The organism is Lentzea alba (genome assembly GCF_011067745.1).
In the GTDB taxonomy this organism is placed as follows: domain Bacteria; phylum Actinomycetota; class Actinomycetes; order Mycobacteriales; family Pseudonocardiaceae; genus Lentzea; species Lentzea alba.
This window is the reverse complement of sequence record NZ_JAAMPJ010000005.1, coordinates 373,985-396,512: the sequence shown is the minus strand read 5'-3', so window position 1 is coordinate 396,512 and position 22,528 is coordinate 373,985. Positions and strand designations below refer to the sequence as shown.

At 68.4% G+C, this 22,528-nt stretch carries 19 protein-coding genes; 7 read left to right on the top strand and 12 right to left on the bottom strand.

Going from position 1 to position 22,528, the window contains the following annotated elements:
- Positions 1-16 precede the first annotated feature (16 nt).
- Positions 17-1,657 (top strand): NPCBM/NEW2 domain-containing protein, encoded by a 1,641-nt coding sequence (locus G7043_RS20865; protein ID WP_207311444.1) that lies wholly within the window; start codon positions 17-19, stop codon positions 1,655-1,657.
- A gap of 67 nt (positions 1,658-1,724) precedes the next feature.
- Positions 1,725-2,390: a hypothetical protein gene (locus G7043_RS20860; protein ID WP_166047772.1), complete on the top strand. Its 666-nt coding sequence runs from the start codon at positions 1,725-1,727 to the stop codon at positions 2,388-2,390.
- A gap of 42 nt (positions 2,391-2,432) precedes the next feature.
- Here the strand turns inward: G7043_RS20860 and G7043_RS20855 are convergent, their stop codons facing one another.
- Positions 2,433-3,557, bottom strand: a complete 1,125-nt coding sequence (locus G7043_RS20855) for a carboxylesterase family protein (RefSeq protein ID WP_166047770.1) — start codon at positions 3,555-3,557, stop codon at positions 2,433-2,435.
- 109 nt (positions 3,558-3,666) lie between these two features.
- Here G7043_RS20855 and G7043_RS20850 point away from each other — a divergent pair, with 109 nt between their 5' ends.
- Positions 3,667-4,701, top strand: a complete 1,035-nt coding sequence (locus G7043_RS20850; protein ID WP_166047768.1) for a zinc-dependent alcohol dehydrogenase family protein — start codon at positions 3,667-3,669, stop codon at positions 4,699-4,701.
- Here G7043_RS20850 and G7043_RS20845 read toward each other — a convergent pair.
- Positions 4,685-6,172, bottom strand: a complete 1,488-nt coding sequence (locus G7043_RS20845; protein WP_166047766.1) for a flavin-containing monooxygenase — start codon at positions 6,170-6,172, stop codon at positions 4,685-4,687. The genes G7043_RS20850 and G7043_RS20845 overlap by 17 nt on opposite strands.
- 116 nt (positions 6,173-6,288) lie before the next feature.
- Here G7043_RS20845 and G7043_RS20840 point away from each other — a divergent pair, with 116 nt between their 5' ends.
- A complete protein-coding gene (locus tag G7043_RS20840; RefSeq protein WP_207311522.1) occupies positions 6,289-6,879 on the top strand; it encodes a TetR/AcrR family transcriptional regulator in 591 nt (196 codons plus the stop codon).
- Here G7043_RS20840 and G7043_RS20835 read toward each other — a convergent pair.
- The 4 genes from G7043_RS20835 to G7043_RS20820 all read right to left on the bottom strand — a co-directional run bounded on the left by G7043_RS20835 (position 6,839) and on the right by G7043_RS20820 (position 11,360).
- Positions 6,839-7,546 carry a type 1 glutamine amidotransferase gene (locus G7043_RS20835; RefSeq protein ID WP_166047764.1) on the bottom strand — a complete coding sequence of 236 codons (708 nt, stop codon included), beginning with the start codon at positions 7,544-7,546 and terminating at the stop codon, positions 6,839-6,841. The genes G7043_RS20840 and G7043_RS20835 overlap by 41 nt on opposite strands.
- Positions 7,539-8,786: a MurT ligase domain-containing protein gene (locus G7043_RS20830; RefSeq protein WP_313887994.1), complete on the bottom strand. Its 1,248-nt coding sequence runs from the start codon at positions 8,784-8,786 to the stop codon at positions 7,539-7,541. Before G7043_RS20830 ends, G7043_RS20835 begins: the two co-directional genes overlap by 8 nt.
- A 77-nt stretch (positions 8,787-8,863) precedes the next feature.
- On the bottom strand, positions 8,864-9,349 hold the full coding sequence (locus G7043_RS20825) for a helix-turn-helix domain-containing protein (RefSeq protein WP_313887993.1): 486 nt from the start codon (positions 9,347-9,349) through the stop codon (positions 8,864-8,866).
- A gap of 115 nt (positions 9,350-9,464) precedes the next feature.
- Positions 9,465-11,360, bottom strand: a complete 1,896-nt coding sequence (locus G7043_RS20820) for an LCP family protein (RefSeq protein ID WP_166047762.1) — start codon at positions 11,358-11,360, stop codon at positions 9,465-9,467.
- 152 nt (positions 11,361-11,512) lie between these two features.
- On the opposite strand from G7043_RS20820, the gene G7043_RS20815 reads away from it, so the two are divergent.
- Complete coding sequence (locus G7043_RS20815; protein ID WP_166048249.1) at positions 11,513-14,443, top strand: glycine--tRNA ligase; 2,931 nt, start codon at positions 11,513-11,515, stop codon at positions 14,441-14,443.
- 67 nt (positions 14,444-14,510) lie between these two features.
- On the opposite strand, the gene G7043_RS20810 is transcribed toward G7043_RS20815, so the two are convergent.
- The 4 genes from G7043_RS20810 to G7043_RS20795 all read right to left on the bottom strand — a co-directional run bounded on the left by G7043_RS20810 (position 14,511) and on the right by G7043_RS20795 (position 19,660).
- A complete protein-coding gene (locus G7043_RS20810) occupies positions 14,511-15,302 on the bottom strand; it encodes a chitosanase (RefSeq protein ID WP_390827665.1) in 792 nt (263 codons plus the stop codon).
- A 110-nt stretch (positions 15,303-15,412) separates the two neighbouring features.
- Entirely contained in the window at positions 15,413-16,198 is a 786-nt protein-coding gene (locus G7043_RS20805) for a chitosanase (RefSeq protein WP_166047760.1), read from the bottom strand.
- Between the two features lie 113 nt (positions 16,199-16,311).
- Entirely contained in the window at positions 16,312-17,766 is a 1,455-nt protein-coding gene (locus G7043_RS20800; protein WP_166047758.1) for an alpha/beta hydrolase, read from the bottom strand.
- Between the two features lie 187 nt (positions 17,767-17,953).
- On the bottom strand, positions 17,954-19,660 hold the full coding sequence (locus G7043_RS20795) for a S8 family peptidase (RefSeq protein WP_166048245.1): 1,707 nt from the start codon (positions 19,658-19,660) through the stop codon (positions 17,954-17,956).
- A gap of 214 nt (positions 19,661-19,874) precedes the next feature.
- Between G7043_RS20795 and G7043_RS20790 the strand changes: the two genes are divergently transcribed.
- Positions 19,875-20,993, top strand: a complete 1,119-nt coding sequence (locus tag G7043_RS20790) for a sugar ABC transporter substrate-binding protein (RefSeq protein WP_313887991.1) — start codon at positions 19,875-19,877, stop codon at positions 20,991-20,993.
- Between the two features lie 21 nt (positions 20,994-21,014).
- Here G7043_RS20790 and G7043_RS20785 read toward each other — a convergent pair whose 3' ends face one another.
- Together G7043_RS20785 and G7043_RS20780 are read right to left on the bottom strand one after the other, a co-directional pair.
- Complete coding sequence (locus G7043_RS20785) at positions 21,015-21,761, bottom strand: hypothetical protein (protein WP_166047754.1); 747 nt, start codon at positions 21,759-21,761, stop codon at positions 21,015-21,017.
- Positions 21,762-21,792: 31 nt separating this feature from the next.
- Positions 21,793-22,011, bottom strand: coding sequence for a hypothetical protein (locus G7043_RS20780; protein ID WP_166047752.1), 219 nt, complete (start codon positions 22,009-22,011; stop codon positions 21,793-21,795).
- Between the two features lie 237 nt (positions 22,012-22,248).
- On the opposite strand from G7043_RS20780, the gene G7043_RS20775 reads away from it, so the two are divergent.
- Positions 22,249-22,455 (top strand): cold-shock protein, encoded by a 207-nt coding sequence (locus G7043_RS20775; protein ID WP_030468404.1) that lies wholly within the window; start codon positions 22,249-22,251, stop codon positions 22,453-22,455.
- Positions 22,456-22,528: the final 73 nt, after the last annotated feature.

The window sequence follows — 22,528 nt, the reverse complement described above, 5'->3', positions numbered from 1 at the left end:
CGGAAAGGAAAGCCCCATGCGCACACTCGCTCTGGCGGTGCTGTCCACAATGGTCAGTGCGGTCCTGGTCGCTCCGGCCGCGGAGGCGTTACCGGACGGTCTGGCGTTGACGCCTCCGATGGGCTTCAACAACTGGAACACCACCGCTTGCCGCGCCGAGTTCAACGAGGCGATGGTCAAGGGCATCGCTGACATCTTCGTGAACAAGGGCCTCAAGGACGCCGGCTACGAGTACGTCAACATCGACGACTGCTGGGCCGAGAAGTCCAGAGACGCTCAGGGCAAGCTGGTGCCGAACAAGACGCGGTTCCCCAACGGCATCAAGGCCGTCGCGGACTACGTGCACTCCAAGGGCCTGAAGTTCGGCATCTACACCTCGGCCGGCACCAAGACGTGCAACAAGGACAACGGGTTCCCCGGTGGCTTGAACCACGAGGAGTCGGACGCCCAGCAGTTCGCGTCGTGGGGCGTCGACTACCTGAAGTACGACAACTGCAACAACCAGGGTGTCGACGCCAAGCAGCGCTACCGCAAGATGCGTGACGCGTTGAAGAAGACCGGACGCCCGATCGTCTTCTCGTTGTGCGAGTGGGGTCAGAACAAACCGTGGGAGTGGGCTTCCGACACGGGCCACCTGTGGCGCACGACCGGCGACATCAACGACACCTGGCCGCGCACCATGGACATCTACGAGAAGAACGTGGTGCTGGATTCCTATGCCGGCCCTGGGCACTGGAACGACCCCGACATGCTCGAAGTCGGCAACGGCAAGATGAGTGCCACGCAGTACCGCAGCCACTTCTCGTTGTGGGCCATCATGGCCGCGCCGCTGTTGATCGGCTCGGACCTGCGCAAGGTCAGCGCGGACACGTTCACCATCCTGGAGAACAAGGACGTCATCGCACTCGACCAGGACAAGCTCGGCAAGCAGGGCAAGCGGATCCGCACGACCGGCAAGAGCGGGGTGGACGTGATCGTGAAGCCCCTGGCCAACGGCGACAAGGCCGTGGCGCTGTTCAACAAGTCCGGCTCGACGCAGACGATCTCGACGTCCCTGTCCGAGATCGGCTTCTCCGGCCCGGCGCAGCTGAAGGACCTGTGGACCAAGTCCGTCCGCACCACCACCGGCGCGATCTCGGCCTCGGTCCCGTCCCACGCCACCGTGGTCTACCGAGTGTCCAAGTCGGACGGTGGCCCGCGCCCGACCCCGCCCGCCGGCACGACCGACCTGTCTGAGTTCGAGGCCACGTCGTCCACGAACGGCTGGGGCCCGGTGGAGATCGACAAGTCGGTCGGCAGCCAGGCCGCCGGTGACGGCAAGACCCTGACGATCAACGGGGTGACGCACTCGAAGGGGTTCGGCGCGCACGCGGCCTCGACCATCGAGTTCTACGTCGGCAAGAAGTGCTCATCGGTCACTGTGGACGTCGGTGTCGACGACGAAGTGGCCGCGGGCAGGGGATCCGTGGTCTTCGAGGTGTTCGCGGATTCAACAAAGGTCGCGGATTCCGGACGGCTGACCGGAACCGATCCGGCGAAGAAACTCACCGCGTCACTCAGTGAAGCCGAGAACCTGCGCTTGGTGGTCACAGACGCCGGTGACGGCATCAATTCCGACCACGGTGACTGGGCGTCTCCGCGGATCACCTGTTCGTAACGTGTTTTTCCGGACGGTCTGTGGGTAGCGATGTAACGCAGCTCACAGACCGTCCTATATTGAATCTATGAAAGCAACTCGGCTCCTCCCTGCCCTCGCCGCAGCCGCCGCGCTGGTGCTGGCCCCCGGACTGGGGCTCGCCGATCCCGGCAACGGCAAGGGGAACGGGATCACGAACAACCCGCAGGTCCCACCGGGACAGTCCACTCAGGACACTTCGGTGCCTCAGCCGCCGTCCGACGCGGACTTCAGCGGCAACGGCGCGAATGTGCACGGTCCGTACGACTCGACCCGTGACGGCTCGCCGTCGCTGAACGGCAACGGCACCGGCGAAGCCGTCGGCAAGCCGTGCGCCGGCTGCGTCGGCAAGGCGGACAACAAGAATCCGCAGGGGCAGCTGCCCGGCGGCTCGGACGCGAACAAGGGCTACGAGTGCGACGCCAACCACGGCATCGGCCGCTCGAACCCGGCGCACACGGGCTGCAAGCCCGCCGAGACGCCTCCGACCACGCCTCCGCAGACCCCGCCGCCGTCGACCAAGACCGACGTTCCGCCGCCACCGCCCGGTGGAGGCGCTCCGCAGGCGCCGGCACCGCAGGTCGCCACCGCCGCTGAGGCCGACGAACTGGCGTTCACCGGCTTCGACGTGCTGCCGCTGGGCCTCGGCGGCCTCGCGCTCGTGGGTGCGGGCGGCGCGGCCGTGCTGATGGCACGCCGGACCAAGCGCTCCTGAGACGGGCAACGGCGGGCCGGGTCAGGGAGACCCGGCCCGCCGTCACTCGCCGAATTCGAGCGACCGCGACGGCAGCGCGTCCATCCCGTTGCGGGCGAACCCGGTCCAGATGCCCCGGACCGTCTTGGCCAGCACGGGATCCGGCTCCTGCCCGGCGAGCATGCCCGCGCCAGCCCAGCCTTCCGGGTCGAACAGGAACGGCAGCTCCATGCAGTGGCACGCACCCCAGGGCGCGCCCGGCGGCTTGCCCCGGAAGTTGTAGGTGGCGGCCTGACCACCCGCGGCCGTCCAGTCCGCGGCGAGCCGGCGAGCGGGCTCGGCGAACACGAGTTCGGTCACGGTCGCCCAGGCTTCCGGGTGGTCCGCCACGTACGGGCTGCCGTCGTCAGCGGTGTGCCCGACCAGCAGCTCGATCCGGGACGCTGCCGCGCTGAGATCGATCTCGCCGAGCACCGGGCCGAACGGCATGCCGCCGGCCAGACCGAACCGCGCCGCCATCGCCGGAACCTGTTGCTGCACGGCCAGCACGTCCTCCACCGGCGTGGAGGCGTCCACGGACACGAACTCGCGCAGCGCGGCCGTCATCTCCGCGCGCTCGGGACCGCGCGCGCCGAGCGGGGCGCTCTGCAGGATCGCGCGGTGGAACAGGCCTTCGGTGTCGGCGAGCATCAGCGCGTACACGGAGTCCGCGCCCGCCGACTGCCCGAACGCGGTCACGTTCGAGGGATCGCCACCGAACGCGGCGATGTTGTCGCGCACCCACCGCAGCGCGACGAGCTGGTCGAGCAGGCCCAGGTCGTCCCGCAGGTAGCCGAAGACACCGAGCCGGTAGCTGACGCTGACCACGACGACACCCTCGGCGGCCAGCAACGCGGCGTCGTACTTCTTCGACTCGCCGCTGCCCGTCACGTACGCGCCGCCGTGGAACCAGACCATCACCGGCAGCCCGGAGGCGCTGTCCGGGGCGGTGACGCTCAGCACCTGGCAGTGCTCGTCGAACGACAGGCCCTCGACCGAGTTGCCGACCACCGCGAGCAGTGACGACGGCGGTTGCGGACAGGCCGGGCCGCGCTGGGAGGAGCCGAGCACGCCGTCCCAGGTGACCGGTTCGGGTTCGGCGAAACGGGCGGCCTTCGCATAACGGACGCCGCGGGTGGTGATCAGCACGTCCCGATACTAAGCATGCGTAACCAATTCCACAGCGTCTCGATTCGGCACGGAGACGGCGACAGGCGCAACATGTAACGGTTGAGCATCGACGAAGAGGAGGCGCCTGGTGCGCGCTACGACGATCTACGGCACCCGAGACATCCGCGTGGAGGAGGTGCCGGACGCGGCGATCAAGGAGGCCACCGACGTCGTCGTCCGGGTCGAGCTGGCGTGCATCTGCGGCAGCGACCTCTGGGCGTACCGCGGCGTGGCCAAGCGCGAGGGCGGCCAGCGGATCGGGCACGAGTTCATCGGGATCGTCGACCAGGTCGGCAAGGACGTGAAGAGCGTCCAGGTCGGTGACCGGGTCATCGCGCCGTTCGTGTGGAGCGACGGCACCTGCGCGTACTGCCAGGCCGGGCTGCAGACGTCGTGCCGCAGCGGTGGGTTCTGGGGCAGCAAGGGCAGCGACGGCGGCCAGGGCGAGGCGGTCAGGGTGCCGCAGGCGGACGGCACGCTGGTCCGGGTCCCCTCGGACGCGCCGGCTGAGCTGCTGCCCGCGTTCCTGAGCCTGTCCGACGTCATGGGCACCGGGCACCACGCGGCCATGGGCGCCGGTGTCGGTCCTGGCGCGACGGTCGCGGTCGTCGGTGACGGCGCGGTCGGGCTGTGCGGTGTGCTCGCGGCCAGGCGGCTGGGGGCCGAGCGGATCATCGCACTGGGCCGCCACGAGGACCGCGCCAAGATCGCCAAGCTCTTCGGTGCCACGGACCAGGTCGCCGAGCGCGGCGAGGCCGCGATCGAGCGCATCAAGGAGATGACCGGCGGCCTCGGGGCGTCGGCCGTGCTGGAGTGCGTCGGCACCGAGCAGTCGTGGGAGACCGCGATGGGCATCGTGCGCGACGGCGGCAGGATCGGGTACGTGGGCGTGCCGCACGAGATGCCGGGGCTGCCGCTCGGCAAGCTGTTCGGCCGCAACATCGCCATCGGTGGCGGCGTCGCGCCCGCGCGGGCGTACCTGCCGGAGCTGCTGGCCGACGTGCTCGCGGGGCGGATCGACCCCGGACCGGTGTTCGACCGGACGGTCTCGCTCGACGACGTCGCCCAGGGCTACCAGGCGATGGACGAGCGGACCGCCCTCAAGGTCATCGTGCAGCCGTAGCTCGGCTGGCCGCAGTGAGCACGTAGTCCTCGGCGCGCACGCGCTTGGTCCGCTGCCAGTACCGCCAGGTGAAGCCCGGCCACACGGTGCGGTTCACGCCCTGCGCGTCGAGGTACCAGCTCTGGCAACCGCCCTGGGTCCACACGCCCTTGGTGAGCTTCTGCTGGATTTCACGGTTGAACTCCTGCTGGGCCTCCAGCCGTACGTCCAGCTCCGCTGCGCGGTGTCGGTCGAGGAGCCGGAGGCACTGCGAGATGTACCGGATCTGCGACTCGATCATGAACACGACCGAGTTGTGGCCGAGCCCGGTGTTGGGGCCCAGCAGGAAGAACAGGTTGGGGAACCCGGAGACCGTGATGCCGTAGTAGGTCTCGATCCCCTTCTCACGCCACTGCTTCGCGAGGTCGACGCCGCCCTTGCCCTGGACGTCCAGGTAGTCGAACGAGTCGACGACGTGGAAACCGGTGCCGTAGATGATGACGTCGACCTCGTGCTCGACGCCCGCACCGTCCACGATGGACGATTCGCGCACCTCGGAGATCTTGTCCGTCACCAGGTCCACGTTCGGGCGGCCCAGCGCGGGGTAGAAGTCGTTGGAGATCAGCACGCGCTTGCAGCCCATGGTGTAGTCGGGCTTCAGCTTGCGCCGCAGCTTCGGGTCCGGCACCTGCTTCTTCATGTGCCGCAACGCGATGCCCTGCGCGAACTGCATGATCTTCGGGTTGATCGCGAACCCCAGCGCGGACGACTCGCGCACCCAGTAGACGAAGTTCCGGTAGATCCGCTGGGTGAAGGGCAAGGCGCGGAACAGCTTCTGCTCCCGGCCGGTGATCTCGCGGTCGGCCTTGGGCATGATCCACGGCGGTGTGCGCTGGAAGATCTTCAGCGAGCCGACCTGCCCGGCGATCTTCGGCACGAACTGGATCGCGGACGCGCCCGTGCCGATCACGGCGACCCGTTTGCCGGTCAGGTCGTAGTCGTGGTCCCACTGCGCCGAGTGGAACGTCTTGCCGTTGAAGTTCTCGATGCCGGGCAGTTCGGGGATGTTCGGGATGTGCAACGCGCCGACGCCGGCGACCAGTGCCTGTGCGGTGTAGGTGTCGCCCTGCTCGGTCGTGACGGTCCAGCGCTTGGCTTCCTCGTCCCACTGCGCGCCGGACACCTTGGTGTTGAACCGGATGTGCGGCCGCAGCCGGTACTTGTCGGCCACGCCCCGCAGGTAGTCCCAGATCTCGCCCTGCTGCGCGAACATCCGCGACCACTTCGGGTTCAGCTCGAACGAGAACGAGTACATGTGCGAGGGCACGTCACACGCGCAGCCGGGGTAGGAGTTGTCCCGCCAGGTGCCACCGAGGTCGCTCGCCTTCTCGAGCACCACGAAGTCGTGCTCACCGCGGCGCTTCAGTTCGACGGCCATGCCCAGGCCGGAGAAGCCGGTGCCGATGACGAGCACTTTCGTCTCTCGGTGCATGGGGACGTCCCTCCGCTCGCGGTTAGCTACTTCGCAGTAGGTTACTCGAAGTAAGTTACGAGCGGTAGACTCCGTTCGTGACTGCTCCGCGGCGCCGCATGCCCAAGGCCCAGCGCATGGCGCAGATGCTCACCGTCGCCGAGGAGATCTTCGCCGAGCAGGGGTATCTGGCCACGTCGATGGACGAGATCGCCGAACGCGTCGGCGTCTCGAAGCCGATGCTCTACGAGTACTTCGGCTCGAAAGAAGGCCTGCTCATCGGCTGCATCCATCGCGCACGCACGGAACTCAGGGAAAAAACGGCGGCGGCGATCGCGGGCGCGACGAGCCCTGAGGAGTTCCTGCGGCTCGGACTACTGGCGTTCTTCGAGTTCATCGACGAGCACCGCAGGTCGTGGGCGCTGCTGCGGCAGGAAGCGGCCGTGGCGGTGCCGTCGGCGCAGGAAGAGGTGGAAGGCATCCGTCAGCAGCAGACGGACATGATCGGCGCCGTGCTGGCGTCGTTCTCGCCGGACATCGACCCGCTGGAGGCCGAGGCGTTCGCGGAGATCGTCGTCGGTGCGACGGAGCGCCTGGCGGTGTGGACGGAGCGCAGGCCCAAGGTTGGACCTGCGCTCGCGACCGAGTACGTCATGGCCGTGATCTGGCCAGGTGTTGCCGACAGACTTAAGAAGCTGCCCGCACCCGCTCCGCACGCATGGCGGTGACGGCCGGGAGGTCCAGCGGGGCGACCTTCGTGCCCGTGGCCCACTCGATCAGCAGGTCCGCGAGCTGCGGGTTGCGCGGCAGCACCGGGCCGTGCAGGTAGGTGCAGACGATCCGGCCCTGCACGGCGCCCTCGACGCTGCCGTCGTTGCCGGTGCCGACCCTGACGTGCGCGAGCGGCCGGGCGGCCGGGCCCAGCACGGTGCGGCCCTGGTGGTTCTCGAACCCGGTCAGCACGCCCTCGAACAGGCCGTTCGCCGGTTCGGCGATGACCTCGCCGATCGCACGGCTGCCGCCCGCGTGCGAGGTCGAGTCGATCAGGCCCATGCCGGGGTGGGTGACGTTGTCGGCACGGGTGAAGCTTTCGCCGAAGATCTGAATGCCGGCGCAGACGCCCAGCACCACGGCGTTCTTCGTGACGGCGCGCTGCAGGCCGGGGTGCTCGCGCAGGTGCTTCACGGCCAGCGTCTGCGCGGTGTCCTCACCGCCGCCGACGACGTAGATGTCGCACGAGTCCGGTACCGGCTCGCCGTAGTTGATCGGCACGATCTCGGCTTTGATGCCGCGCCACGTCATGCGCTTCTCGAGGACCACGGCGTTGCCGAAGTCGCCGTACGTGCCGAGGAGATCCGGCAGCACGAGCGCGATCTGGATTGTCGACTCACTCATCAGCGGCAGCCCTGGCATTCAAGTCGCGGAACGCGGTGTAGTTGGCGATGACCTCGACCGCGCCCGGCGGCATCTGGTCGATGGCCTTCAGCGGGTCGGGCACGATCGTGTGCTGGACCTCGGCGTAGGTCAGGCGGACGGCGAGGTCGGTCGCGCGCTCGCCGGACGCGATCACCGTGCGGCCCTGCAGGCGCTCGAACGGGACGTCCCACAGCCAGCTCAGGTCGCGGCCGTCGGCCTCCTGGGCGTTGATCACCAGGACGGCCGGGTGGTTGGCCTCCTTGACGACCGTGAGGGTCTCGCTCCAGCCCGCGGGGTTCTTGCTGAGCAACAGGCGCGCGCTGCGGCCGTTGCGCTGGATCGTGCGGTACCGCCCGCTCACGTTGGAGACGCCGCGCAGCCTGCGCACCGCCTCCTCGGTGGGCACGCCCATGGCGTGTGCGGCGGCGGACGCCATGACGGCGTTGGCCTGGTTGAACTTGCCCGGCAGCGTGAGGCGGAGCTCCAGCTTCTGGTGCTCCGGGGTGATCATCGCTTCGTCGGCGGTGATCCAGTTCGGGTGCGGGCGCGCGAGGTCGCAGCCCGTGCAGTGCCAGTGCTCGCCCTGCCAGCGGATCGGGTTGCCGCACCGGGGGCAGCTCGCCGAGTCGTGGTGCCAGCCGGTGCCGGTGGCGACCCAGATGACCTTCCGCGCGTTCCAGGCCGCGCTCGTCACCATGACGTCGTCGCAGTTGGCGACGATCGTGCAGTCCCGCAGCGCGGTGATGGTGTCGCGCAGAGACCGCTCGATGGTGCGGACCTCGCCGACGCGGTCCAGCTGGTCGCGGGACAGGTTCAGGATCACCGCGACGGCCGGGTTGCTCGCGCCCGCGACGGCGGGGAAGTAGCCCTCGTCGCACTCCAGCACCGCGTACGGGGCGTCCGGCTGCTTCGACAGCGCCGTGACGTGGCCGTCGGGCATGTTCGCGCCGCTGTGGTTCGTCGCGACCTCGCCCAGCGCGCCGACGGCCCTGGCCAGCATCATCGTGCTGGTGGTCTTGCCGTTCGTCCCGGTCACGACGGCGACCCTGCGGCCGTGCGTGAGCCGGGCGAGCGCCTGCGGGTCGAGCTTCAGCGCCACCCGGCCGCCGATCATGCCGCCGGCGCCGAGACCCATCTTCTGGGACAGCGTGGAGCTCAGGTTGCCCAGCTTCACGGCGGCTGCGGTGCGCAGAGGGAGGCGGGCGGGGGAATCGTTCACCCCGGCGATGTTACCGGCGGTGCTGTTTGCCCCTTTTCAGGCGGTCGTTGCGTTGGTGTGAACGGGGTTCGGTACAACTAGCGGGTCATGCCGCGCAGGACGCGGATCAGTTCGACGGTCGGCAGCTGGCAGAGCTGGGCCATGTTGTCCAAGGCGGGCAGATCCAGATGCACCTCGGCGGAGACGCCCGGCGGCAGCGCGTGCAGACGTCCGGCCGCCCACCGCCGCAGCGGCATCAGGCGCGGGTTGTCGGTGGCCGCGACGGCCGTGAGGTTCAGCGTCAGGTGCCCGGCGGGAGTGTCGCCGAAGAAGCGTTCGTGCACACGAGCGAGGACTTCGTGTGCCGGAACGTCGAGGGCGTGACAGATCTCCACCAGGCGCACCACGGAGCACTGCCGGGTGCCCAGCTCGTAGGTCGCCAGCGTCTGCAGCGAGATCTCGGTCTGCAGCCGCTTGTTCAGCTCCTTGCGGGTCCAGCCGCGCTGCTTGCGAAGGCTGCGGATCTCATCACCGAGCACGCGCTGGTACGCCGCTGTGTCGATTTGGCCTGTCGCAGTGTGCACTGGTCCCTCCACCCCGTGAGCGGGTCTCACGGTGATGGAAGGCGCCAGTGCTTCGGCGCTTACGCAACTTACTGGCAGAATCCCCCGAACGGGGTATGCAACGCTACTCTCAGTATCAGTTCACGCAGCGTACGTCGCTTGCGGTGATGGGTGCGGGGGCCGTGGGGTCAGCCGGTTGCTGACGCGCACCGTCCAGGGCGAGTACTCCGGAACCGGTGAAACCCTGCGCGCCGGGACCCGAGTAGTCCTTGCCCAGGAAGACGCGGACCCGGCCGGCCGGGGTGTTCACGTCCTCCTCGACCTTGACGCCGCCCAGCGCCTTCTGGACCGCGTCGGCGGCGGCCTCGCCGCCCTTGCCGTAGCGGACGATCGACTTCGCCATGGTCTCGGCGTTGCCCGTCTGGCCCTCGCCGAAGCCCTTCGCGACGAGCGACTGCAGCACCTGCGCCGCGAGACCCGGCTGGCCGGAGGCGTTGCGGACGTCGACGATCACCGAGGCGTTGTTGAACTTCGGGTCCGGCGCGGTCGAGGAGGCCGGGGCCTTGCCGAGGTTCTTCACGAACGTGCGGACGTCGCCCTCGTCGACCTCGACCGCCGAGCCGTCTTCGGGGGTCTGCAGGTCGGGGTTGCCGGTCGGGATCGTCTGGAACGTCATGTTGCCGCCCGTCAGGTCCTTCATCTGCAGGGCGAACTTGGTGATGTCCCAGCCGTCGTCGAGCGTGATCGCGCCGCTCACGGCCTTGATCATGTCGCTGCGCTTGGTGCTGTCGGTGAGCACGCCCGCGGACAGCATCTTCTTGGCGAGACCCGCCATGAAGACCTGCTGGCGCACGACGCGGTCGAGGTCGCCCATCGGCAGGCCGTGGCGCTGCCGGACGAACGCCAGCGCGTTCTTGCCCTCGATCGTCTGCTGGCCTGCCTTGAAGTTCGCGCCGGAGAAGCTGTCGCGGACGTTCTTGTTGAGGCAGACGTCGATGCCGCCGATGGCCTTGGTGATCTCGTAGAAGCCGACCAGGTTGACCTCGGCGTAGTGGTCGATCTTCACGCTGGTCAGGTCCTGGATGGTCTGGATCAGGTTGTTCGCGCCCGCCTTGCGGGACTCCATCTCGACCTCCTGCGCGCTCTTGCCGCTGCCCTGCAGCTTTTCGGCCGCTTGACCCTTGGCGTAACCATAGGCAGAGTTGATCTTGTGACGGCCGAAGCCACCGGCGATCTTCACGTAGGAGTCGCGCGGGAACGACACCGCGAAGGCCTTGCCGCTGTCGTTCGGGATGTGCAGCAGGATCAGCGTGTCGGTGTTGAACCCGCCGTCGTCGCTGCCGCCGGCCTGCAGTTCGTTGAGGACGTTCTGCGGCAGCGGGTTGCCCTTGGAGTCGGTGCGGCTGTCCATGCCGACCAGCAGGATGTCGATCGCGCCGTCGGCGGGCTTCTCGCCCGCGTCGGCCAGGTCGAGGTCCTGCTTGCTGAGGTTCTCGGTCAGCGAGTTGAGCTCTTTCCACGCGATGCCCGTGACCAGCAGGATCACCGCGGAGAGCATGCTGATGAAAATTTTGGCGCCGGTCGACGCGCCGCTGCGGCCCTTGCTCGGCTTGCGGGCCGCCGGCTTGGGACGCGGGCGGGGCGCGGGGGCCGCGGCCTTCGCCTTGGCCGGGGTGGTGCGGACCGTCGGGCGGTCGGCGACCGGACGCGGCCGCGACGACGCGGCGCGGGCGGGCTCACCGCGACGGGGCGGTTCGCTGCGGCTCGCGGACTCGCGGCGCGGAGGCTGCTCCCGGCGCGGCGGTTCGGCGCGCTTGACGGGCTCGCGCTTCGGAGGCTCGCGCTTCGGAGGCTCCCGCTTCGGGGGCTCACGACGTGGGGGTTCGGCCCGGTCGGGCTGCTGACGAGGGGGCTGTGACCCGCGCGGCGGCACCTGCGGGCGGCGGGGTTGTCCCGCCTGGGGACGCGGGGTGGCGGAGGGTCGCCTGGGAGATCCGTTCGGGTCTCCCGGCCGCGGCGGCCGGTTGTCCACACCCACTCCTCTCAGCACTTCCGGGTACTCCAAGTAGACGTGCGGAGACTCCACTCGGTTGTGCAAAGCGTGACACAGTGGCGCACGCCACCTGATCAAGGCCCCTTGACCAGCGGTTTTGTCCGTTTCGTAGACTCAGCCCCGTGTTGACGATGCAGGACGCGCTGCTCGCGCTGACCAAGTACTGGACCGACCGAGGTTGCATCGTGGTGCAGCCCTTCAACACCGAGGTCGGGGCGGGGACGCTGAACCCGGCCACCGTGCTGCGCGTGCTGGGTCCCGAGCCGTGGCGCGTGGCGTACGTGGAGCCGTCCGTGCGGCCCGACGACGCCCGCTACGGCGAGAACCCGAACCGGCTGCAGACGCACACCCAGTTCCAGGTGATCCTGAAGCCGGACCCGGGCGACCCGCAGGAGCTCTACCTCGGCTCGCTGGAGGCGCTGGGCATCGACGTCCGCGCGCACGACGTCCGGTTCGTCGAGGACAACTGGGCCTCGCCCGCGCTGGGCGCCTGGGGCCTCGGCTGGGAGGTCTGGCTGGACGGCCTGGAGATCACCCAGTTCACCTACTTCCAGCAGGCCGGCGGCATGACGCTGGACCCGGTGTCGGTGGAGATCACCTACGGCATCGAGCGGATCATGATGGCGCTGCAGGGCGTCGACCACTTCAAGAAGATCGCCTACGCGCCCGGCATCTCCTACGGCGAGGCGTTCGGCCAGGCCGAGTACGAGATGTCGCGGTACTACCTCGACGACGCGGACGTGGAGGCGAACAAGCGCCTGTTCGAGGAGTTCGCGGCCGAGGCCCGGCGCATGCTCGACGCGCGCCTGCCCGTGCCGGCGCACAGCTTCGTGCTGAAGTGCTCGCACATCTTCAACGTGCTCGACGCGCGCGGCTCGATCTCGACGACCGAACGCGCTCGTGCGTTCGGCCGGATGCGCGGGCTGGCCAGGGAAGTCGCCGCGCTGTGGGCAGAGCGTCGGGCCGAGCTCGGGCATCCGCTCGGTGTCGCCGAGCTGCCGGCCGCGGTCGACAAGCCTTCGTCCTTTGCGGACGTTGCCTCGCCGGCGACGTTGTTGTTCGAGATCGGTACCGAGGAACTGCCGCCGCACGAGGTGCTGCGGACCGTCGACGCGGTGCGCGAGGCCGTCACCGCGAAGCTGGGCGCGACCCGGCTGACGCACGGCTCGGTGACCGTGCACGGCACTCCGCGCCGGATCATCGTTCTCGTGCCTGAGGTTTCGCCGCGTGAGCCGGATGCCGAGCGCACCGTCCGCGGACCGCGGGTGTCCGCCGCGTTCGACGCCGACGGCAACCCGACGAAGGCCGTGCAGGGCTTCGCGCGTGGCCAGGGCGTGGACGTGTCGGCGTTGGGGCGCGTGGAGGAGAACGGCGTCGAGTTCGTCGCGCTCACCAAGTCCGACGCCGGTCGCGGTGCCGTCGAGGTGCTCAGCGGGCTGCTGAGCGAGGTCGTCTCGGACCTGCGCGCCGAGAAGAACATGAAGTGGAACGACCCGAAGCTGTCGTTCACCCGGCCGATCCGCTGGTTGCTCGCGCTGCTGGGTTCGACGCCGGTGCCCGTCGCGGTGTCGTCGCTGGCTTCCGGGACCGTCACTCGGGTGCACCGGACCGCTGCTTCGCCGGTGATCGAGGTGTCCACTGCGGACGGTTACCTGGAGTTCCTGGCGGGGCACGGGATCCAGGCCGATGCCGAGGTGCGTTCGGCTGCGATCGTGGCGGCCGCGCAGGAGCTCGCGGCGTCGGTCGGCGGTGTCGCGGAGGTCGACGGGCTGCTGGACGAGGTGACGAACCTGGTCGAGTGGCCGACGCCGATCCTCGGCTCGTTCGAGGAGCGGTACCTGGAGCTGCCGGCGCAGATCCTCACGACCGTGATGCGCAAGCACCAGCGCTACCTGCCGGTGCGTGCGTCCGACGGTTCCCTGCTGCCGCACTTCGTGGCCGTGGCGAACGGTTCCGTCGACGCCGACCTGGTGCGGGCGGGCAACGAGGCCGTGCTGCGGGCGCGGTACGAGGACGCCGCGTTCTTCTGGCGCGCGGACCTCAAGACGCCGCTGGAGGAGATGAAGGCGGGCCTCGCCAAGCTGACGTTCGCGGACAAGCTGGGGTCGATGGCGGACCGCGCGGGCCGCATCGCCTCCCTGGCGGGCCGGTTCGCCTCGGTGGTCGAGGTGGACCGCGAGACGCTGGACCGGGCGGGCGCGCTGGCCAAGTTCGACCTCGGTTCGCAGATGGTGATCGAGTTGTCGTCGCTGGCCGGTGTGATGGCCCGCGAGTACGCGGCGCGGGCGGGGGAGACCCCGGACGTGGCGCTGGCGTTGTGGGAGATGGAACTTCCGCGTTCGGCCGGTGACGCGCTGCCGTCGTCGGTGCCGGGTGCGCTGCTGTCGTTGGCGGACCGCTTCGACCTGCTGGCGGGCCTGTTCGGCATCGGCGCGCAGCCGACCGGTTCGTCCGACCCGTTCGGCCTGCGCCGCGCGGCCCTCGGTGCGGTCACGGTGCTGCGGGCGTTCCCGGACCTGCGGGCGATCACCCTGCCGGTGGCGCTTTCCCTTGCCGCCGAGGGTCTGTCGGTGTCCGCGGAGGCGCTGGAGACGGCTCGGGAGTTCGCGGTGCGGCGTTACGAGCAGGCGTTGCTCGACGCGGGCCACGAGCACCGGTTCGTCCAGGCGGTGCTGCCGCTGGCCGACTCGCCGGTGCTGGCCGACGAGACGCTGGCGCAGCTGGAGTCGTTGGCGGGCAACGAGTCCTTCGACGCGCTGACGGCGGCTCTGCAGCGGGTGCGGCGGATCGTGCCGGCCGCCACCGAGGCCTCCTACGACGCCTCGGTGCTGTCCGAGCCCGCGGAAGTGGCACTGCACAAGGCGTTCTCCTCGGTGGCCCGCGACGCTGCGGGCTTGGCGGCGTTCGTCACCGCCACCGAAGGCCTGACCACGCCGATCAACACCTTCTTCGACGAGGTGCTGGTCATGTCCGATGACCCGGCCGTGAAGGCCGCACGGCTAGGCCTGCTCGCATCGATCCGCGACTACGCGGCCCCAGTCCTGGACTGGACCCAGCTGTAAAGCCATGGGGGGCACATTCATGGACCTGACGTCCATGAATGTGCCCCCCATGAACCACCCGATCGGGTTACTTGATCTCGAAGCTGTCGCCGTAGACCTTCCACTTGAGCGGCGTCTTCAGGTCGAAGTTGCCGGCCTTCAGCCACACGCGCTGCGCGGTCTCGATGCGGGTGACGTCCTCGTGGGCCGGTTCCTGCTTCATGGCCCACACGCGGGCGTCCATGAAGGCGTTGAGCCACGTGGTCTCGTTGCCGCCCTGTGACGGGGGCTTCGCCTTGCCGAGGGCGCGCTTGCGGATGTTGCTGAAACTCGTCTTGTCGCCGCCGTCACCGTGCACGACGATGGCGTCGTAGTAGGCGAACTGGCCCAGGGCGCGCACGCCGTCGGCCTTGCCCTGCTTCACGGCCGGGTTGAAGTACACGCGGTCGCGTTCGGACTCCTGTGCCGCCTTGAAGACGGAGTCCTTGGCCGCGGTCTTCCAGTCCTTGGTGTAGTTGGGGTCGAGACCGGCGTGCGAGTCCGTCCCGTTCACCTTGCGCAGTGCGGGAAGGTACTTCTCCAGCACGTTGCCGGGTTTCTTGGCCTTGTACAGCTCGACGAGGTCGAGCATGTCGCCGGTGCCGCTGCAGAAGCCGATGATGCCCGCGGTGTAGCCGCGGCCGTCGTCGATGTCCTCGATGTAGCCGAACTGGGCTTTCCAGTTCGTGGAAGAGTTCTCCGCGCTGGACACGATCTGCATCGCGATGTCCTTGAGGCGCGGTTCATCGAGGTTGGCCGCCGAGGCGGTGCCGATCGTGGTGGAGAAGAGCGCGGCGCACGTCAACAGTGCGGCCGCGATGCGACCAGTGGTTTTCACGATTTCCCTCCGGGGCAGGGATGTCGAGTTCCCGGGCGGCGTGAGAGCAACGGTAAGGGGTCCACACCTTTATTGGCAAGAGCCTTTACTAATTCGCGAAACGGACATTTGGCTCACCAGATCACGTAGTCGTCCCCGTAGACCTGCCACCGCAGCGGCCGTTCGAGGTTCAGCTTGCCCTCGTTGAGGAACCTGCGCTGCGCCGTGTCGACCCGGCTGGTCTCCTCGTGGGCGGGCTCCTGCTTCATCACCCACACCCGCGCGTCGAGGAACGCGTGCAGCCACTGGACCTCGTCGCCGCCCTGCGCCGGCGGACGGGCCCCGGTGTCGAGGGCGCGCCGGCGGATGCCGGAGAAGTCCAGGTCACCCCAGCCGTCGCCGTGCATGACGATCGCGTCGTAGTAGATGAACTGGCCCAGCGCCTGCACGCCGTCCTGCTTGGCGCGGTTCACGGCCGGGTTGAAGTAGACGCGGTCGCGTTCGTGTTCCTGCGCCCCCTGGAAGGTGCCGTCCTCGGCCGCTGCCCGCCAGTCGCTCTGGAAGTTCGGGTCGAGGCCGTCGTGGGACGGGGTGCCGTTGACGCGTTCCAGGGCTGGGAGGTACTTCTCCAGGACGTTGCCGGGCTTCCAGTCGCGGTAGAGGCGGACCAGGTCGAGCATGTCGCCGGTGCCGCTGCAGAAGCCGATGATGCCCGCGGTGTAGCCGCGGCCGTCGTCGATGTCCTCGATGTAGCCGAACTGGGCGCGCCAGTCCAAAGAGGAGTTCTCCGCACTGGACACCAGCTGCATCGCGATGTCCTTGAGCTGCGGGTCGTTCAGGTCAGCCGCGGCCGCGGTGCCCGGCGTGACGAGGGCCGCCGCGCAGAGAACCGTCGCGGCCAGCCGTGTAAACGTATTCATGTCGCTCCGTTCCAGGTGGAATCGGCGGCGACGTACGTGGGCACGGACCCTAGCGTGAGAGCGATTGCGCGACAAGGGCCGGCTCGCCGTGAAGCGAGCCGGCCCTCACCGTGTCAGCCGTTCTCAGCCGCGCACTTGACGTCGTTCGGGCGTTGCCCACTGAGCAGGTACTCGGTCACCCTGTCGTTGGCGCACTTGTTCTTCCCGATCACGTAGACGCCGTGCCCGCCCTGGTCGGCGGTCAGCAGCGCGGCTCTGTCACCGAAAGCGCGCCGCAGCGTACGAGCGCCCGCCAGCGGTGTGGCGGGGTCGCGCTCGTTCTGGACCAAGAGCACGTTGCGCGGCCCGCGATCGGACGGCTTCACCTGCTTCTCCAGCGGCTTCGGCCAGAACGCGCACGGCTGGATGTTCGCGGCCGCCGCACCGAACATCGGGTGACGAACGCGATCCACGGCGACGTTGCGCTCGTAGGTCGCCACCGACGACGGCCACTCCGAGTCACCGCAGATCACGTGCAACCGTCCCGCGAGCAGGGCCTGGAGGCGCGGGGTCTCCGGCACCTCCTCCGGAGGCTGCGGCGAGTTGGTGTCGAACGCCTTCCACTGCGCGGCCAGCTTCGAGAACACCGCGTCACCGGTGCCGTAAAGGGCGACGAACGTCATGAGCCGGAACCCGTTGCCGTTGATGCCCTCGACGGACGGCTTCGCGTCCAGCCGGGCGGCGAGCTCGAAGTACTTGGCGCGCACCAGTTCGGGCGTGGTGCCCAGGTTGTGCTCGGGGTGCGCCGCCGCCCACTTCGCGAAGTCCGGGAACGTGTCCTCCACGCCCCTGCCGAACATCCGGCCGCCCTCGACGTCCCAGCCGCCCGCGCCGAGGTTGCTGTCGAGCACGACCCGGTCGGCGGTCTTCGGGAACAGCGTGGCGTAGACCGAACCCAGGTACGTGCCATACGAGTAACCCAGGAACGAAGCCTTCTTCTCGCCCAGTGCGGCGCGGACCCTGTCCAGGTCACGGGCGATGTTCGCGGTTGTGTTGTACGGCAACACGTCCGCGGTCGAGGACTTGAGGCACTGCTGCGCGATCGCCTTCGTCTCCGCGGCCCGCTTGCGCACGTCGGCCTGCGTCACCGCGTACGGCGGCACGCTGCCGAGTGCCATCTGCTCCTCGGTCATGTCGCACGTCACCGGCGAGCTGTAGCCGAGACCGCGTGGATCCATGCCGATCACGTCGTACGAGTCCTGCACGCTCTGAGGCAGGCCGATCGCCTTCAACAGGGACGGGAACGTCAGCCCCTCGCTCGGCCCGCCGGGGTTGGTCAGCAGGATCCCGCGGCGCTTCGCCGGGTTCTTGCTGGCCAGACGCGAGATCATCACCTCGGTCTGGCGTCCTTCTGGCTTGCGGTAGTCCAACGGCACCTGGAGCGTCCCGCACTCCAGTCCGGGCGAAGCCACGTCCGCCGGGCACGCGGCCCACTTCACCTCGCCCACAGGCGCCGCGTATGCCGCTCCCGGCACCACCAACGCCGCCGCGGCGGCCATCACCGCGGCCAGAGACAACGACTTTCGCATTGCGCGTACCTCCCCGACGACGCGCCCCCTCGGCGCGTCGGCACCCAGTGGAAACCGTGCCGTTACGGCATGGTCAAGGTGAAGGGGGAAGGTTGCGACGAAGGTGTACGCCCCGAATCCACTTTCGTCGCAAGCAAAAGGCTCCCGGCCGAAACGACCGGGAGCCCTTTTGCTGTCCTAAAAGGATTTACAGGAACTGACCGCCGCGGGTGACCGCGCCGTAGGCGTCCACGATGCCGTGACCGTAGAAGCCGTTGAACTTCGAGTCACCTTCACAGGTGGCGTCGAACTCCGGCGAGCGACCCACGTTCACGTACGACACAGTGCGCGGGTTCGGGCAGGCGCGCTGGATCGCGGTCTTGAGGAGCACCTTCTCGACCTTGTCGGGGTCGAGGGTCAGGCCGGGACGGCCCTTGTCCTTCTTGCCGTACTGGCTGACGATCAGCGCGGCGACACCGGAAGCGTGCGGGGCGGCCATCGAGGTGCCCTGCAGGAACTGGTAGTAGCCGACCTTGTCACCCTGCGCGGCCTTCTTCACGCCGGCGGCGAGGCCCTTCTCCGTGACGTTGCCCGCCTCGTCGACGTTGCCCTCGGCGATGGCGACGTTGCGCGGGTAGGTCGACAGGATCATGTTCTCGTTGGTGCGGTACCACGGCGTGCCGAGGCCGCTGCGGAAGTAACCACCGGGAGCCGAGATCGCGGTCTGCTCCAGGCCGTAGTTCGAGTAGTCGGCCTTCTCGGTCAACGGGCCCAGGGACGACACCGAGATGACGTGGTTGCCCTCGGTCGGCAGGTTGAGGCACGTGGCGTTGTCGATCGGACGCGGCCGGGCGTGGTTCGGCGGGTAGTTCGGGCTGACGATGTCGGTCCGCGGCTTGCCGAGGTCCTCGTGGTTGTTGCCACCGGCGCCGATCAGCGTGACGCCCTTGCGGTGCGCGTAGTTCAGCGCGCGCTGAACGGACGCGATGATGGTGCGCTGCTCCAGCTGCTCCTCGGCCGAGGCCGTGGAGTCGTTGATGCAGTTCATGTACCAGGGGTCGACGTAGAACGACATGTTGATCACGTCGAGGCCGATGTCGGCGCCGTAGGTCAGCGCGTCCACGACCGGCTGCAGGAAGAACGAGCCGGCGTCCTGGCCACCGCGGATGTTGACCAGCGACACGTTCGGCGCGACACCGGAGATGCCGAAACCGTTGGCAGCGGCGCCGATGGTGCCGGCGACGTGCGTGCCGTGGCCGCCGTCGTCCCAGTTCGCCGGGTCGACACAACCGCGGAACTCACACGGGCCGTCGAACTCTCCACCGTCGGAGTCCTGGGGCATGTCGACGGTGAAGTTGCGCGACAGCTCGTTGTTGAAGTTCGGCGCGATGTCCGGGTGCGAGCCGTCCACGCCCGTGTCGAGGATGCCGACGTAAACGCGCTTGTCACCGGCCTGCTTGGCCCGCGCGATGTTGGAGCGGACGAGGTTCAGGCCCCACAGGTCGCCGTCCAGCGGATCCATGCCCGCGGTCGACTTCGACGCGGCAGGAGCCTTGCTCGGCTGCGAAGCCGTGTTCTCCTTCTCGACGTTGTCCCGCTTGGCCTTCTCGGCCTTCGCCGCGGGAGCGTGACCGATCGGCTTGGTCCGGGCGGCCCCGACGACCGCGTCCGATGCGGACACCTTCTCCACGAAGCCGTTCGCGGGTGCCTTCACGGTCAGCAGACCGATGGCCTTGTTGTCCCGCACGACCTCGCCACCCGCCGCGTGCACGGCGTTGATCGCGAAGTCGCGGTTTCCGGGGTCCTCCAGGAGGACGGTGTACTCCGTGTCCTGCTGGCCGGCGCTCACGGCCGGCGCTGCCCCCGCAGCCGAAGTGCCCGCGGCGATCAGCGACACCGTTGCCGCCACCGCCATCACGGTTCTGCGCGTTCTCACCTAGCTGTCTCCTCACACCCGGTCAGGGCTGGATCCAACAACACGGGGCGGCCCCCGATTGCCGCCCAAGTCCGACACCCTGGCACGAAAATTCGCCAGACATCAGCACCTTTCGTACGGAATCGAACTGTAGTCGTTCGAAAGCGGAGCGTGATGTTATGAGAAGAAATCTTGACTTAACAAAGTTCAAGGGATGAACTCCGCGTTTATGCGAAGACGGGTAATGGCATCATCGGCGTGCCTGCTCTTTCTCCTCTCTGCCTGCGGTGACGCAGGTCAGGGCACTCCGACGCTGCCCGCGCGTGGTCCCAAACCAATCGTCGGGGTAATCCTTCCCGACCGAACGACTTCTACGCGCTGGGAAGAACAAGATCGCCCACTGCTCACGCAGGCGTTCAACTACGCGGACATCGAACCGTTCATGGAGAACGCCGAGGGCGACGAGGCGAAGTTCGCACAGATCGCCGACGAGATGATCCGTCGCAAGGTGAAGGTCCTGATGATCACGCCGTTGTCGGCGGCCGGTGGTCTCGCGGTGCAGAAGAAGGCGAAAGCCGCGAACATCCCGGTGATCGACTACGACCGCGTGACGCTCGGTGGTCAGGCGGAGTACCACGTCGGGTTCGACAGCGTGAACGTCGGCCAGCTCCAGGCGGACGGGCTGCTCGCCTGCCTCGGTGACAAGCCGGGAGCGCAGATCATCGAGATCGAGGGCGCGCCGACGGACCACAACGCCACGCTGTTCACCCAGGGCCAGAAGTCGAGGCTCGCCCCGAAGTACGACACCGGCGCGCTCAAGCTCGTGAAGTCTCAGCCGGTCGCCGACTGGAACAACGACCTCGGTGGGCAGCTGTTCGAGCAGATCCTCAACGACAACGCGGGCAAGGTCGACGGCGTGGTCGCGGCCAACGACGGCCTGGCGGGCGCGGTCATCGGGGTGCTCAAGAAGAAGAACCTGGCGGGCAAGGTCCCGGTCACCGGGCAGGACGCCACTGTGGACGGCCTGCGGGCCGTGCTGCGCGGCGACCAGTGCGTCACCGTCTACAAGCCGGTGCGCGACGAGGCGGAGGCCGCGGCACGGCTGGCCATCGCGATCGCCCGCGGTGACCTCGACGGCGCCGACGACCTGGCCACCGGCAACCTGCGGGACCCCGTCTCGCGGCGCGACGTGAAGTCGGTGCTGCTGGGCGCGACGCTGATCAAGAAGGACACCGTGCGGACGCTGGTCACCGAGGGCGTCGTCAAGCCGGCCGAACTGTGCGCTGGAGACCTCGCGGCCGTCTGTGCCGCGCAGGACATCGTCGGAGGCTGATCTCGGGGGGCTCGTGCCCCGTCACGGCCTGTCGTGATCCGGCAGGTCGTGACGTCCCGAGATGAACTCCTGCACGGCGATCTTGGCGCGGATGATGGGCTGCCGGATCCGCGCCTCCCTGCGGTATGCCCGCGCGAGCTTGCGCGAGCCCTCCGGATAGCGCCAGCGGGCCCACGGCGAACCCGGCCGTGCCAGTCGCACGGCGCCCACGGCGGGCACCACCGGCACCAGCAGGCCGAGCAGCCCCGTCCAGATCTTTCCCTTGAGCAGCGCCACGATCGCGAAGCACAGGTTCACGCCGATGGCGATCAACCTCAGCGTGAACGTGTCGGTCGGCGTCGTCTCCGGGTTGAGCTGCAGCACCTCGTCGTAGCCGAGCGGGCGCGCGCCGAGCAGGAACGTCCCGGTCAGGCCGATGGCGAGGAACACGGCGTCCACGGACAGCCGGCCCGCCTTCATCCAGTACACGTCGCGCAGGTGCAGGATCAGCGCGAACTCGTCGAGCACCAGCGCCGCGCCCACGCCGAGGCCCGCCGCGGCGGCCAGCCGGGCGCCGTACAGGTCGTCGGGGATGACGAGGCTGCTGACGCTGGACAGGAGCAGCAGCACCGTGCCGAACACGACGTGATGCACGTGCGTGTCGCCGTGCACGATGTTTCGCGGCCACCAGCGCACCTTCGCCCTGATCAACCGCACGCTGATGCGGATGAACACGAACGTGGTCACCAATCCGACGAAGAAGAAGAGCAGTCTCTCGCTGCCGGTCAAACACGGCCCCCTGGGTCAACGACCCTCCAGGTTACCGGCCCCGGTCGATGTTGACCTGTCCGTGCACCTTGCCGATCTGGATCACGCTCTCGCTGGTGGTCCCGGAGAAGGTGTTCGTGATGACGTCACCGGTCCGGCGGCGCTCCCGCGGCTCGGTCGCGGCCAGGTGTTTCTGAGCGAGCGAGTGCAGGCCGCCGGCGATCTGAGGGGCGGTCGCGGCCTTGATCGACAACGTCGGTTGCTCGGGCACGAGGACCTCCGCAGGGTCGTTTGGGATCTGACGGTAGCACTGCGAATGATGGCTCGACTGGAAGCGGGGAGCCATGGTTGACTGTCCATGGTCGTACGTTTTCGTGTTCGTGGTACCACGCTCGCGCAAACGAGGTCGCGAGCGTGAGGGTTCTCCAGGTTCCGGAGAAGTCGCCGTTCCGGCTTGACCCGGTGGTCGCGAACGCGATCCGGCACCTGTTAGAGGAGAAGTAGCAAGATGGCAGTACAGGGCACCGTCAAGTGGTTCAACGCGGAGAAGGGCTTCGGCTTCATCTCCCCTGACAACGGTGGCGCCGACGTGTTCGTCCACTACTCCGAGATCCAGATGAACGGCTACAAGGCTCTCGAGGAGAACCAGCGGGTCGAGTTCGAGATCGGTCAGGGCCAGAAGGGCCCGCAGGCCCAGGGCGTTCGCGCCGTCTGAGTCTGAACTGATCAGCATCTGATCTAGACAAGCCGCCTGTCCACTATCGGACAAGCGGCTTTGTCGTATCTTG